The following is a 13,342-nucleotide window of genomic DNA, read 5'->3' on the forward strand; positions in this document are numbered from 1 at the left end:
CGCGATGCGGCGTGCAAGCCCGTGCTAGCATATCGCGCATATTTGGAGGACCCATGGTCGAACACGATTTCCGCTACAGCCTGATGAACCCGCAACACACCCTCACCGAATGCCGCGCCCTGGTGCCGGGGCGCTATCAAGTCACCGGCAACGGTGGTTCGATTCGCAACAATGACGTGCTGGTCGTGACCCTCAAGGGTGCCAAGGACTTGTCCATGCGCCTGACCGTCGAAACGGTTCGCCACCTGATCAACCCGCCCGGCCAATGGGTCGCGGTAGCCAGTGGCCCGGTGTTCGGCGAACTGGCCATCCACACCTGGCAAGTGAACTGTGACAGCTGCGCCAAAGAGCTGAGCTTCGAGTTCGCCGTCGATGCCAAGCTGGGCAACAAGGCCGAAAAGCCTGCCGCCACCGCGCGGATTGCCGAGCTGGGCTGGACCAGCGTCGGCGAGAAACACCTGTGCCCGAAATGCCAGGAGCCTGCGTGATGAAACGCCTCGCTCTGAGCGCCATGGTCGGCGCCAGCCTGCTGGGTTGCGCCGCCGAGCCGGTGCAACTGCAACAGAACCGCAGCTACATTCTGGAGTGGATCGGCGAGCGGCCGTTGATGGACTACAGCCACCTGACCATCACCCTCGGCGAAGACGGCCGGGCCTACGGCAATGGCGGCTGCAACCACTGGTTCGCACCGTACACCCTCGAAGGCCACAAGCTGACCTTCGGCAAAATCGGCAGCACCCGCAAACTGTGCGCGCCAGCGCTGATGGAACAGGAAAAACGCTTCCTCCAGGCGCTGGAAAATGTCCAGCGCTGGGACGTCTCCCCGATCGAGCAGATGCGCTTCTGGCCAACCGAAGGCAAGCCGCTGCGTTGGTGGCTTGAGGAGGGCTGATCCCCTGAAAGATCGCAGCCTGCGGCAGCTCCTACAGGGTGTACGACAATCCATGTAGGAGCTGCCGCAGACTGCGATCTTTTTGCTTTAATTTTTCGCCTGCAACGCCTCAAGCTTGGCCATCACCCCCGCCGCCGTCTGTTCACCCATCAACTGCTCACGCACCTTGCCCTTGTTATCGATGATGTAGGTCACCGGCAACGCCTCGCTGCGCGGCAGCTCGAACAGTTCGGAAGGGTCCTGGGCCAGTACGGTGAACCTGATCCCCAGTTTCTCGCTCGCGCTCTTCAGCTCTTGCCCCTGAACGTTGTCGAAGTTGACCCCGAACACACCGATTTTCCTGTCCTTGAGCTGCTCGGCCAGGGCGTTCAACTCCGGGATCTCCGTGCGGCAAGGCCCGCACCATTCTGCCCAGTAGTTGAGGACCAGCCATTTTCCGTCCAGGCGGTCAGAGGCGATTTTATGACCGTCCTGGTCGATGCCATAGTCATTACCGCAGCCCCCCAGCATCAACGCTCCGATGATCGCCAATGCTGCTGCCAGTCGCCTTGTCATGTCGTGTTCCTTGTCAAAAATTGAATGCACCTGCGACCCATCGCCTCTCACGGTTCTGGAATGCGCGCTGCACAGTTAGAATAGCCGCCACCTTACGCAAGATGCGACCCGCTCATGACCGATCTGACGCTTTATCACAATCCGCGCTGCTCGAAATCCCGCGGTGCGCTCGAACTGCTTGAAGCCCGTGGCCTGACCCCGACTGTGGTCCGCTACCTGGAAACCCCACTGGACGCCGCGCAGATCCAGAACCTGCTGGGTAAACTCGGGATCAGCGCCCGGCAATTGCTGCGCACCGGCGAGGACGAGTACAAGACCCTCGACCTGGCCGACAGCAGCCTGAGCGAAGCGCAATTGATCGCCGCCATCGCCGCCCACCCGAAACTGATGGAGCGACCGATTCTCGAAGTCGGCGACAAAGCCATCATCGGCCGCCCACCGGAGCAGATCCTGGAACTGTTGCCATGAGCGCACCGTACATTCTGGTTCTGTACTACAGCCGCAGCGGCTCGACCAACGAAATGGCCCGGCAGATCGCCCGTGGCGTCGAACAGGCAGGGCTTGAGGCACGCTTGCGCACGGTGCCGGCGATTTCCACCGAGTGCGAAGCCGTTTCCCCGGAGATTCCCGACGAAGGTGCGCTGTATGCCAGCCTCGACGACCTGAAGAACTGCGCCGGCCTGGCTCTCGGCAGCCCGACCCGCTTCGGCAACATGGCTGCACCGCTCAAATACTTCCTCGACGGTACCAGCAACCTGTGGCTGACCGGCGCCCTGGTGGGTAAACCGGCGGGTGTTTTCACCTCCACCGCGAGCCTGCACGGCGGCCAGGAAACCACGCTGCTGTCGATGATGCTGCCGTTGCTGCACCACGGCATGCTGATCACCGGCCTGCCCTACAGCGAATCGGCGCTGCTGGAAACCCAGGGCGGCGGTACGCCATACGGCGCCAGCCACCACGCCGGTGCCGACGGCAAAAGCGGTCTGGATGCCCATGAAGTGGCGCTGTGCCGCGCGCTGGGTATGCGCCTGGCCAAGACCGCACAGAAACTGGAGAGCTGAGGTGGCCAAGAAACCGAAGATCCTGCCCGCCCTCGAATGGCTCGAACCACGGGTCAAGGCGATGCGCGCCATCAGCCTGCTGTGCTTTTTCGGCCTGGTGGGATTGCTGTGTGTTTACTACCTGGCGATTGCCGACCTGCACGGGGCACGCCCCTGGGTGATCCTGTTGATCGAGCTGGTGCCACTGCTGATTCTGGCACCGGGGATGATCATCGGCAGCCCTCGCGGGCATTCGTGGATGTGCTTTGTGGTGAACCTTTATTTCATCAAGGGCGCATTGGCTGCCTATGACCCGAACCGGCAGATCTTCGGTTTGCTGGAGATGGGCGCGAGCCTGGCGGTGTTTTGCTCGGCGCTGTTGTATGTGCGGTGGCGGTATCAGTTGAACCGAAAGCTGGCGGGTGAAGGCGAACCCTCCGTCGCCTGATCTGACGCCTTCGCGAGCAAGTCGAATGGGGCAACTCGGTCTCAATGATTGACGGTATAAGCCAGCATCATCGAAATCTGGCTCATCGGCCGCCCGCCACTTTCCTCATGCCACTGGTTGAACACGTCCTGCACCAACGCCAGGTCGCGCAGACTGCTCGGAACCCTGTCGATGATGTCCTGAGCATTCAGCGCCGCCACCACGTCATAGCTCGGTACAAAGGTGTCCTTGCCGATCATCCGCAAGAAACGTGGGGCTGACAGCCCGCCCAACTGATGTCCGCGCTTTTTCAGGAAGGTCCAGAGCCCGACGATATCGGTCACCGGCCAATCGGCGATCAGCGCACCGAAACTGCCCTTTTCATGGGCCACGTCCAGTATGAACTGCGCATTGCGCGGCACGCTCTTGAGCTTGCCCAAGTGACGTATGATCCGCGTGTCCTGCATCAGGCGCTCAAGGTGCTCGGCGCTCATCAACACGACTTTTTCCGGGTCGAACCTGAAGAACACTTCTTCGAAGGCCGGCCACTTGGCATCCACCAGGCTGTGCTTGAGCCCGGCACGGAATACCCGCAACGCCATCGTCGAGAGGTAGCGATCGTCGCTGATCTTGCGCAGTTGCGCCGGGGTCTTGGGAACGGGCAGATGGGCTTCCAGTTCAGCCGCCGAACCGAAGCGGTTCAAGCAATACTCGTTCAGCCACTTGTAGTCGCGCATGCCCTCTCCTGAGGTAAACGAAAAACCTGTGGGAGCGGGCTTGCTCGCGAAGACGTAGTGTCAGCCAACATCAATGCTGAAGACACACCGATTTCGCGAGCAAGCCCGCTCCCACAGCTGGATCAGAGGTTGACGACATTGACGAAGCGCGATGCGGCGCTTTCGTCGATCTTCAGACTGGTAAAGTCGAACAGGTTGCGATCCGCCAGTTGCGACGGGATCACGTTCTGCAGGCTGCGGAAAATGCTTTCGGTACGACCCGGAGTCTTGCGTTCCCAGTCCAGCAGCATTTCCTTGACCACCTGACGCTGCAGGTTCTCCTGGGAACCGCAGAGGTTGCACGGGATGATCGGGAATTGCTTGAAGTCCGAGTAGGCCTGGATGTCTTTTTCGTTGCAGTAGGCCAGCGGACGAATCACCACGTTACGACCATCGTCGGCGCGCAGCTTCGGTGGCATGGCCTTGAGCGAACCGTTGAAGAACATGTTCAGGAAGAACGTTTCGACAATGTCGTCGCGGTGGTGACCGAGAGCCATCTTGGTCGCGCCGATTTCATCGGCGAAGGTGTAGAGCGTGCCGCGACGCAGGCGCGAGCACAGCGAGCAGGTGGTCTTGCCTTCCGGAATCAGCTCCTTGACCACCGAGTAAGTGTCTTTCTCGACGATGTGGTACTCGATCCCCAGTTCCTTGAGGTAGGCCGGCAGCACGTGCTCCGGGAAGCCCGGCTGCTTCTGGTCCATGTTCACGGCCACGATCTCGAACTTGATCGGCGCGACCTTCTGCAAGTGCATCAGCACATCGAGCATGGTGTAACTGTCCTTGCCACCTGACAGGCAGACCATGACCTTGTCACCGTCTTCAATCATGTTGAAATCGGCAACCGCCTCACCGGCCAGTCGGCGAAGGCGCTTTTGCAGTTTGTTCTGGTTGACCGTGAGAGTGCCCATGACGCGAAATCCGTGAGGTGTGACGAAAGGCCGGCATTTTACGCAAAAACGCCTCAGGGGCGAAGTGCCTGGCCAAAAGGGCTGTTCGCCACAGACCCGGCGGCGATTAACAACTGCGTTTACAGCGCGATTTGCTCTAAAGCCCCTACTCCCTCTGGGGAAACTCCTCCCTATACTGCGACATAAGGTCACATACAAATTCAGACCTATGACTTACTTGGCCGCATTGGCCCGTAGGCGCTCCGCTGGGGGGCGACGGTAAAAACAAGAGGAGTGACTGGCATGATCCATCACGTAGTGGGGCTCTTCACCCACCCTGACCAAGAATGGAAGGAAATCCGTGGCGACCAGGAGGAAAGCATCAGCCACATGTACCTGACCCATACACTGATCCTGGCGGCGATTCCCGCGGTGTCTGCCTTTATTGGCACCACACAGGTCGGCTGGGTCATCGGCAACCGACCTCCCGTCATGCTGACCGTAGAAAGCGCGATATGGATGACGATCATGTCGTACCTGGCGATGCTCGGCGGTGTCGCGGTAATGGGCGCGTTCATCCACTGGATGGCCCGCACCTATGACGCCAACCCAAGCCTGGCCCGCTGCATTGCGTTTGCCACCTACACCGCTACACCGCTGTTCATCGGTGGTCTCGCCGCCTTGTACCCGCACTTGTGGCTGGGGATGATCATCGGTACCGCCGCCATCTGCTACACGGTGTACTTGCTGTACGTGGGCTTGCCGACGTTCATGAACATTCCATCTGACGAGGGCTTCCTGTTTTCAAGTTCGGTGCTCGCCGTAGGCCTGGTGGTGCTGGTCGCCATCATGGCGTTCACCGTCATTGTCTGGGGACTCGGCGTGGGCCCGGTCTACACCAGCTAACCGCTCATCGCTGAACATCGGAACTGCCGACAAAGGCCGCCGCAAGGCGGCCTTTTCATTCTTCAGCAACGAGAACGCACACGACCATTCGGCAACCTGGCGATTCGCAAGGTCCGAGGGTTGCGGCATACTTGAGCGCTCTGGAGATCCATCAAGCATGCCCGAGCAACTCAATACCCGCGTCGAAGACTGTTTCCAACTAGCCGAATCCTTTTTCAAACGACCTTTCAAGCGCCCCGTGGTGAGCCTCAAGCTGCGCGGGCAAAAAGCCGGTGTCGCGCATTTGCACGAGAACCTGCTGCGCTTCAACCCGCAGCTGTACCGGGAAAACACCGAAGATTTCCTCAAGCAGACCGTGGCCCATGAAGTCGCGCACCTGATCGCCCACCAGCTGTTCGGTGACCGCATCCAGCCCCATGGCGAAGAGTGGCAATTGATCATGCGCGGCGTGTACGAACTGCCGCCCAACCGCTGCCACACCTATGATGTCAAACGCCGCAGCGTGACCCGCTACATCTACAAGTGCCCGTGCGCCGACAGCGACTTCCCGTTTTCGGCCCAGCGCCACAGCCTGGTTCGGCAGGGACGGCGGTACCTGTGCCGGCGGTGTCGTAATACCCTGGTGTTCAGTGGGGAAATGCGGGTCGAGTAGTTGTTTTTTTGGTGACTGCACTGGCCTCATCGCGAGCAAGCTCGCTCCCATATTGAGTTTGTGTCACGCCACAGATCCCCTGTGGGAGCGAGCTTGCTCGCGATGGCGGCCTGACAGGCACTAAAGAATCACCTTGACCCGACGCAACTGTTCGATCCGCTCAGCACTGAACCCCAACTCCCCCAACACCTGGTCCGTATGCTGCCCCAGCGCCGCGCCAATATACCGGGGCTCAGGCAACCCTTGCGAAAACTTCAGCGGACAAGCCATCTGCGCCTGGGACGAGCCATCGCCACGGGGCACTTTGGCCACCAACTCCCGCGCCTGCAACTGCGGATGACACAGCGCTTCTCCCAGGCTCAACACAGGTTCGACACAAGCATCCAATTCGGCGAACAGCGCGCACAATTCGGCGAAGTCATGTTTTTCGAATTCGACCTTCAGCGCGTCTTTAAGCTGTTTCTGCTGCGCCGGTTGCGGTGACAGGCCAAGGCCGGCCAACTCCTCCAGCCCCAACGCCGTACACAACTGTTTCATGAAGGCCGGCTCAAGGCTGCCCACCGACAGCCAGCGCCCATCCCGGGAGCGGTAGTAATCGTAGAAACTGCCGCCGTTGAGCACCTGATTTTCCGGTCCCGGCTCGACGCCACAGGCCAGATACCCGGCACCCGCCATCGCATTCAGGCTGAACGCACAGTCGGTCATGCTGACATCCAGGTGCTGACCCTGACCGGTTTGCTGCCGGGCAATGACCGCCGCCAGCAAGCCAATCACCCCGTGCAACGAACCACCGGCGACATCCGCCACCTGCATGCCCAACGGCAGCGGCCCAGAGTCGGCACGGCCGGTATAACTCGCCAGCCCGGACAGGGCCAGGTAGTTGATGTCATGGCCGGCGCGGTCCTTGTAGGGACCGGTCTGGCCATAGCCGGTGATCGACACATAAATCAATTTCGGATTGATCGCCTTCAGGGCTTCGTAACCCAGGCCCAGACGCTCCATGACGCCCGGGCGGAACTGCTCGAGCACAATGTCGTAGTCCTGCAGCAACGACCTGATCACCTCCAGTGCCTCAGGTTGCTTGAGGTCCAGGGCGAGGCTGCGCTTGTTGCGGTTGAGGTAGGCATGACTGGCTGACACGCCTTGATCGTGGGGCGGCAACACCCGCAGCAGATCCATGCGGGTCGGTGATTCGATGCGCAGCACTTCGGCGCCCATGTCCGCCAGCAGCAACGAAGCGAACGGCCCCGGCAGCAGTGTCGAGAAATCCAGAACCTTGAGTGATGCCAGTGGACCGAGCATGAGCGTTCTCCCTTGACGATGCCCACAGCCTAGGCAGCTGATCGCTTTGCAGCAATCACCTTATATGCCACGTGCAGTGACCGTTACGCTCAAACACCGGGCATGAAAAAACCCGCCGAAGCGGGTTTTTCATTACAACAAGGCTTACTTGGCGTTAACCGGGGCTACCTCTTCGACGTGGCCCAGTACATCGTCTTTAGGCTCGTCGGCAATGCCGCGACCGCCCGAAGCCAGCTCGGCTTGCAGTACGTCGGTGTCCAGTTCATTGACCCACTTGGCCACAACGACAGTGGCAACGGCGTTGCCGATCAGGTTGGTCAGGGCACGGGCTTCGGACATGAAGCGATCGATGCCGAGGATCAGCGCCAGGCCGGCAACCGGCAAGTGGCCCACGGCAGACAGGGTGGCAGCCAGTACAATGAAACCGCTACCGGTTACGCCCGCAGCGCCCTTGGACGACAGCAGCAACACCACCAGCAGGGTGATCTGGTGCGTGATGTCCATGTGCGTATCGGTTGCCTGGGCAATGAACACCGCGGCCATGGTCAGGTAGATGGCGGTACCGTCAAGGTTGAACGAGTAGCCAGTCGGGATCACCAGACCCACGACAGATTTTTGCGCGCCCAGACGCTCCATCTTGATCAGCATGCGTGGCAGTACCGATTCCGAAGAAGAAGTACCCAGCACGATCAGCAGTTCCTCACGGATGTAGCGGATCATTTTCAGCACGCTGAAGCCATGCAAGCGGGCGATGGAGCCCAGCACGATCAGGATGAACAGCAGGCAGGTGATGTAGAAGCACGCCATCAACTGACCCAGTTGCACCAGCGAGCCGACACCGTAGGCACCGATGGTGAAGGCCATCGCACCGAAGGCACCGATTGGCGCGAGCTTCATGATCATGTTGATGATGTTGAACATCACGTGGGCGAAGCGATCGATGAAGTCCAGCAGCGGCTTGCCGTAGGCACCCAGGCGATGCAGGGCGAAACCGAAGATCACCGAGAACATCAGCACTTGCAGGATGTCACCGGTGGCGAAGGCGCCGACGATAGTGGCCGGTATCACGTTCAGCAGGAAGCCGACGACGCTTTGGTCAGCACCGGCTGCAACATAAGTGGCAATCTTGGAGGCATCGAGGGTGGCAACGTCGATGTGCATGCCATTGCCCGGCTGCACGATGTTGACCACGACCAGACCGACCAGCAGGGCGATGGTCGAAACGATCTCGAAGTACAGCAGCGCGTAACCACCGGTCTTGCCGACCGATTTCATGTCCTGCATACCAGCGATACCGCTGACAACGGTACAGAAGATGATCGGGGCGATGATCATTTTGATCAGCTTGATGAACCCGTCACCCAGTGGCTTAACGGCCACACCGAGCTGAGGGTAGAAGTGACCGAGCGCGATACCGATGACAATTGCAACGATCACCTGGAAATACAGGGATTTGTACAGTGGCTGACGAGTCGTCATTGCAAAGTTCCTCAAGGGTGCCAGGTGACAACATCCATCTGTTGCCCGCAACACCGCAATTGCGAACCCTCCTGCACTGGAGGGATTTGTTTTTTCGAGCTGCGCAACGGCAGGCATCTGCACGATGTATCGCAAGGCCCGTGCCACCTTCCGCAAAATCCCTGCAAGCCTTTTGATCTGCGGGGTTGCAGCGAATTCCCTGACACCGGACGGTTACAAGCATGTGGCGGATTTCCGCCCTTCCATTAAAAGTCGTCCTGCTATTTGGCGGATATCCGCCCTGTTCACGCCGGCGGTGCACAGCTACCATCCGTCGATCAACGGTCAGATCTGCTGCCATGCGCGAACGCACCATCGCCAGTCATTTCGCCCGCGCCGCCCTTGGGGGGGCGCGTCGGCACGGCTGCGACTATTCAAGCCTGCTACAGCAACTGGGAATCAGCCCCGAGTTGCTGGACGAGCCCCGGGCACGCATCGCTCCGGAGCAATTCACCCAACTGATCCAGGCCTTATGGCTGGCGCTGGACGACGAGTACCTGGGGTTCGGGCAAGCCCCAAGCAGGCCGGGCAGCTTCGCGATGATGTGCCATGCCGTGATTCACTGCCGCAACCTGGATAAGGCACTCCATCGCGGCTTATTGTTTTATAGCCTATTCCCCGGGGCTCCGCGTTTGACCTTGAGCCGTGAAGATGAATGGGTGCGCCTGAGCCTGGACGACTCGCAACTCTGGGACCCGGATCATTTCCTCAGCGAAAGCCTGCTGGTGATCTGGCACCGTTTCGGCAGCTGGCTGATCGGCCAGCGCATTCGCCTGGAACAGGCCACGTTCAGCTACCCCCGCCCCGAACATGGCGCCGAATACGACCTGTTGTTTTCCTGTCCGCTTGAGTTTTCCAGGCCCCAGAGCAGCCTGTTGTTTCACAGCCGCTACCTGGCCATGCCGCTGTTGCAGGACGAACGCACCCTCAAGCATTTCCTTGAGCGCTCCCCCGCCGACCTGCTCTCGCGCCCCGACGATGGCGACAGCTTGAGCAGCCGCCTGCGGCGCTTGCTCAGTCGCGACAGTTCACACTGGCCCGACCTGGAAGCCGTAGCCGCCCATCTGCACATCAGCCCACAGACCTTGCGCCGGCATTTGCGGGAAGAGGGTTCGAGCTTTCAGGAATTGAAGGACCAGTTGCGCCGGGACATCGCGATTTATCATCTGAGCCGCGCGGACCTGTCGTTGCAACAGATCGCCGAGCAGTTGGGGTTTTCCGAGCCGTCGGCGTTTCACCGGGCGTTCAAGAAGTGGACGGGGCTGACGCCGGGGGCTTATCGGGCGCAGGAGAGCTGAGTTTCAGCACCCGCGTTGCGCAGTGATCACTAGCGTCCTCCCAAGCGTACTCGGAAATACCCCGTCCAGGTTTTGCGGACGCTTACTCCTGAGGCGGAATGATCAGCGACAAGCCCGGGTAAATTTTATCCGGATGCTCCAGCACCGACCTGTTCGCATTGAAGATCAGTGGGTACTTGACAGCATCACCATAAAACTCTCTGGCAATTTTGGACAATGTATCGCCCTTTACAACCACATACATATTCAACTGACTGACCGGTGGAATCGCCAGTGTGGCCGGTGATTCGAAGTCCACATCGCCTAGCTGGTTTACCTGTTCGATGAACCGGCCAAGATTGTTGGCCGTGGTCGCGTGTATGTCATGCATCAGCACAATGGAGTTCTTTCTTTTCCTTATTTGCTCAACACCATGGGATACCCAGCCTCCAGGTTGGTAGTTGCTGTTCCAGTCCAGGGTATCCACGCTCCACAGAACCTGCCGGTACCCCAACTCGGCGACAGTGCGATCGACCATCGCATCGTGAGCGCCATAAGGCGGCCTCATGATCAGGTCCGGCTGCTGGTAGGGAGCCAGTGCCTGCTCCGTCATTTTGATTTGATCGATGATGGTGTCTTTGTCCTGGCCAACCAGCCTTAGATGATCGTAAGTGTGATTACCGATCCGGTGTCCTTCGCAGAGGATGCGCTTGATACGCTCGCCATGCCTGGCAACCAGATTGCCAACAATAAAAAACGTTGCCTTGATATCAAACTGCGCCAGTGTTTCGAGCACGGTGTCGGTCTGGATTTGCCGAGGACCGTCGTCAAACGTCAGCCAAACTTTCTTCCTTTCCATTTTTATCTCCTTTGATGGCATGGAACGCTTCAGCCCATATCCACTCATGCACCAACACAGGCTTTGCGTGTGCATGTTGTCAATGAGGCGAGGCCTATTACCTGCCACCAAACGGCTGAACGCCAACAAAACTTTGTTGCCGGTCGTTTAACGATTGATGCCTTTAGCGGCCGTAAAAGACCGCTATCAAATACCCGTTCAAACTGCCGGAAAGTGAATCCTGAACACCGCCCCGCCCATCGGTGAATCCCCCAGGGTCAGCTTGGCGCTGTAGCTCTCGATGATGTCCTTGACCACCGCCAGGCCGATGCCCTGCCCCGGGTGCTGGCGGTCCAGGCGCTCTCCGCGCTCGAGAATCCGTGCGCGCTGATCCTGTGGTACGCCAGGGCCGTCGTCCTCGACACACAACTCGGTACCACTGAGGGTTTCACGCACGCTGATGCGTATTTCGCCCAGGCACAGGCGATAGGCGTTTTCCAGCAGGTTGCCCATCATCTCCAGCAGAGCGCCCTGCTCGATCGGCACATAGCACGGATCGGGCAAGTCGAACGCGACATGCACGCGCTTGTCGCGATAGACCTTGTCCAGCGTGTCGCACAGGCTTTTCAGTACCGGTCGCAAGTGCACCTGATGGCGTACCAGGCCGCTTTTGCGCAGGCTGGCGCGCTGCAACTGGTAGCTGATCTGCTGGCTCATGCGTTCGATCTGGGCTTGCAGCACCCAGGCCTGATCGCGATCCTCGGGACGCTGGGCCATGTCTTCACTGACGCCTTGCAACACCGCCAGCGGCGTTTTCAGGCTATGGGCCAGGTCGTCGAGGGAATCGCGGTAGCGACTGCGCTGCTCACGTTCGCTGTGCAGCAAACGGTTGAGGGAACCGGTCAGGCGCAGCAATTCCCGGGGATGTTCCTCACTGAGGCTTTCGCGGGTGCCACCTTCGATCTGGTCCAGTTCCTGGCTCAAGCGCCGCAATGCCTGCAAGCCCCAGGTCAGACCAATCCACAGCAACGCCAGCAGCACCAGCAGTGCCGCGCCAAACCCCAGATAGAGATTTTCCCGCAGGCCTTCGAGGGTCAGTTCGTACTCGCGAACCGGCTGCAACGCCACGATGCTGAAGGCTGCACTTTTGCCCCCGAGCAATTTGACCTCGACGTCGTAGACGAAGAACTCCTGGCCATTGGCTTCGCGGATCCGCGCAAACTCGCTGCCACGTCCGTCGTAGCGTGGCTTGTAGTTGATGCGTTCTTCCTGGGTCGCCTTCGAACGCCAGACCAGATGCCCTTCACGGTCATAGATGTAGCCGAGCAATCGACTGTCGGTGAGGTTGAAGCGCTCGTCGGGCAGTTGCGCCGGCATCTGCAGGCTGTTGTTCTCCACCCGGGCGGCCGAGATCAGCGTGGTCACGTCGGATGCCAGGCGCTGCTCGATGGAGTCCTGCAGCGCCAAGCTGAAGGCGCCTTGCATCGCCGGCAGCAACGCCAGCATGAACAACACCGCCAACAGCGTGGCGGCGAGCATCAAGCGTATGCGCAGCGAACGGATCAAGTGCAACGCTCGTTGAACAGATAACCCAGGCCACGCACGGTGTCGATCGGCTTGAACCCGCCCGGCCCCTCCAGTTTGCGGCGCAGACGGCCGACCAGCACCTCGATCACATTCGGATCACGCTCGTCGTCATCCGGATAGAGCTGCTCCATCAAGCGATCCTTGGGCACCACTTGCTGATGATGGCGCATCAGGTATTCGAGAATGCGGTACTCATACGCGGTCAATGCCAATGGCTGATCGTCGAGGGAAGCTTGCTTGCGGTTCAGGTCCAGCAGTAAGGGGCCAGCGACGATGGTCGACTGGGTGAAACCGCTGGAGCGCCTCAGCAAGGCATTCAGGCGGGCCTCCAGTTCTTCGAACTGAAACGGCTTGACCAGGTAATCATCGGCGCCGGCGGCCAGGCCTTCGACCTTGTCCTGCCAGTTGCCGCGCGCGGTGAGGATCAGGATCGGGAAGCTCTTGCCACTTGAGCGCAACTGGCGGATCAGGTCGAGCCCGCTCATGCCCGGCAGACCGAGGTCGATCACCGCCAGGTCAAAGTTGAACTGCGCGGTCTGGTACAGCGCCTCCTCGGCGTTGGCCACGGACTCGACCACATGGCCGCTCTCCGTCAGGCGGGTTTGCAGGTGATGACGCAGCAGCGCTTCATCTTCGACGACCAGCAATTTCATATTGCTCTCCCGGGCAAATCAACATCTCCAGA

The 13,342-nt window shown here is 59.7% G+C and carries 16 protein-coding genes; 8 read left to right on the forward strand and 8 right to left on the reverse strand.

Going from position 1 to position 13,342, the window contains the following annotated elements; all coding sequences use genetic code 11:
- Positions 1–53 precede the first annotated feature (53 nt).
- Together ACM6IT_RS12615 and ACM6IT_RS12620 are read left to right on the forward strand one after the other, a co-directional pair.
- Positions 54–488 (forward strand): hypothetical protein, encoded by a 435-nt coding sequence (locus tag ACM6IT_RS12615; RefSeq protein ID WP_056728017.1) that lies wholly within the window; start codon positions 54–56, stop codon positions 486–488.
- Positions 488–892 carry an META domain-containing protein gene (locus tag ACM6IT_RS12620; RefSeq protein ID WP_409078943.1) on the forward strand — a complete coding sequence of 135 codons (405 nt, stop codon included), beginning with the start codon at positions 488–490 and terminating at the stop codon, positions 890–892. Before ACM6IT_RS12615 ends, ACM6IT_RS12620 begins: the two co-directional genes overlap by 1 nt.
- 87 nt (positions 893–979) lie before the next feature.
- Here ACM6IT_RS12620 and ACM6IT_RS12625 read toward each other — a convergent pair whose 3' ends face one another.
- Positions 980–1,447, reverse strand: coding sequence for a TlpA disulfide reductase family protein (locus tag ACM6IT_RS12625; RefSeq protein ID WP_056728020.1), 468 nt, complete (start codon positions 1,445–1,447; stop codon positions 980–982).
- Positions 1,448–1,561: 114 nt separating this feature from the next.
- On the opposite strand from ACM6IT_RS12625, the gene arsC reads away from it, so the two are divergent.
- Genes arsC through ACM6IT_RS12640 form a run of 3 tightly spaced genes read left to right on the forward strand, consistent with a single transcriptional unit; the run spans position 1,562 to position 2,935 of the window.
- Positions 1,562–1,915: an arsenate reductase (glutaredoxin) gene (arsC, locus tag ACM6IT_RS12630; RefSeq protein ID WP_056728022.1), complete on the forward strand. Its 354-nt coding sequence runs from the start codon at positions 1,562–1,564 to the stop codon at positions 1,913–1,915.
- Positions 1,912–2,508 (forward strand): NAD(P)H:quinone oxidoreductase, encoded by a 597-nt coding sequence (gene wrbA, locus ACM6IT_RS12635; RefSeq protein WP_046043016.1) that lies wholly within the window; start codon positions 1,912–1,914, stop codon positions 2,506–2,508. Before arsC ends, wrbA begins: the two co-directional genes overlap by 4 nt.
- Position 2,509: 1 nt before the next feature.
- Complete coding sequence (locus ACM6IT_RS12640) at positions 2,510–2,935, forward strand: DUF2069 domain-containing protein (protein WP_056728024.1); 426 nt, start codon at positions 2,510–2,512, stop codon at positions 2,933–2,935.
- A 41-nt stretch (positions 2,936–2,976) separates the two neighbouring features.
- On the opposite strand, the gene ACM6IT_RS12645 is transcribed toward ACM6IT_RS12640, so the two are convergent.
- Together ACM6IT_RS12645 and ttcA are read right to left on the reverse strand one after the other, a co-directional pair.
- Entirely contained in the window at positions 2,977–3,651 is a 675-nt protein-coding gene (locus tag ACM6IT_RS12645; protein ID WP_414918111.1) for a DNA-3-methyladenine glycosylase I, read from the reverse strand.
- A gap of 122 nt (positions 3,652–3,773) precedes the next feature.
- Positions 3,774–4,598, reverse strand: coding sequence for a tRNA 2-thiocytidine(32) synthetase TtcA (gene ttcA / locus ACM6IT_RS12650; RefSeq protein ID WP_008051493.1), 825 nt, complete (start codon positions 4,596–4,598; stop codon positions 3,774–3,776).
- 282 nt (positions 4,599–4,880) lie between these two features.
- Here ttcA and ACM6IT_RS12655 point away from each other — a divergent pair, with 282 nt between their 5' ends.
- On the forward strand, positions 4,881–5,483 hold the full coding sequence (locus ACM6IT_RS12655; RefSeq protein ID WP_056728028.1) for a Yip1 family protein: 603 nt from the start codon (positions 4,881–4,883) through the stop codon (positions 5,481–5,483).
- Positions 5,484–5,640: 157 nt separating this feature from the next.
- Positions 5,641–6,135, forward strand: coding sequence for a SprT family zinc-dependent metalloprotease (locus ACM6IT_RS12660; RefSeq protein WP_046043022.1), 495 nt, complete (start codon positions 5,641–5,643; stop codon positions 6,133–6,135).
- 120 nt (positions 6,136–6,255) lie between these two features.
- Here the strand turns inward: ACM6IT_RS12660 and ACM6IT_RS12665 are convergent, their stop codons facing one another.
- On the reverse strand, positions 6,256–7,437 hold the full coding sequence (locus ACM6IT_RS12665) for a CaiB/BaiF CoA transferase family protein (protein ID WP_056728029.1): 1,182 nt from the start codon (positions 7,435–7,437) through the stop codon (positions 6,256–6,258).
- Positions 7,438–7,581: 144 nt separating this feature from the next.
- Complete coding sequence (locus ACM6IT_RS12670; protein WP_056728032.1) at positions 7,582–8,916, reverse strand: dicarboxylate/amino acid:cation symporter; 1,335 nt, start codon at positions 8,914–8,916, stop codon at positions 7,582–7,584.
- Positions 8,917–9,254: 338 nt separating this feature from the next.
- Between ACM6IT_RS12670 and ACM6IT_RS12675 the strand changes: the two genes are divergently transcribed.
- Positions 9,255–10,253: an AraC family transcriptional regulator gene (locus ACM6IT_RS12675; RefSeq protein ID WP_414918112.1), complete on the forward strand. Its 999-nt coding sequence runs from the start codon at positions 9,255–9,257 to the stop codon at positions 10,251–10,253.
- Positions 10,254–10,335: 82 nt separating this feature from the next.
- On the opposite strand, the gene ACM6IT_RS12680 is transcribed toward ACM6IT_RS12675, so the two are convergent.
- From ACM6IT_RS12680 to ACM6IT_RS12690, 3 genes are all read right to left on the reverse strand, one after another.
- Complete coding sequence (locus ACM6IT_RS12680; protein WP_414918113.1) at positions 10,336–11,091, reverse strand: polysaccharide deacetylase family protein; 756 nt, start codon at positions 11,089–11,091, stop codon at positions 10,336–10,338.
- 198 nt (positions 11,092–11,289) lie between these two features.
- Entirely contained in the window at positions 11,290–12,636 is a 1,347-nt protein-coding gene (locus ACM6IT_RS12685; RefSeq protein WP_414918114.1) for an ATP-binding protein, read from the reverse strand.
- On the reverse strand, positions 12,633–13,310 hold the full coding sequence (locus tag ACM6IT_RS12690; protein ID WP_056728039.1) for a response regulator transcription factor: 678 nt from the start codon (positions 13,308–13,310) through the stop codon (positions 12,633–12,635). The genes ACM6IT_RS12685 and ACM6IT_RS12690 overlap by 4 nt, the downstream gene beginning before the upstream one ends.
- Positions 13,311–13,342 lie beyond the last annotated feature (32 nt).

The organism is Pseudomonas sp. IT-P4 (assembly GCF_949767755.1).
In the GTDB taxonomy this organism is placed as follows: Bacteria; Pseudomonadota; Gammaproteobacteria; order Pseudomonadales; family Pseudomonadaceae; genus Aquipseudomonas; species Aquipseudomonas monachiensis.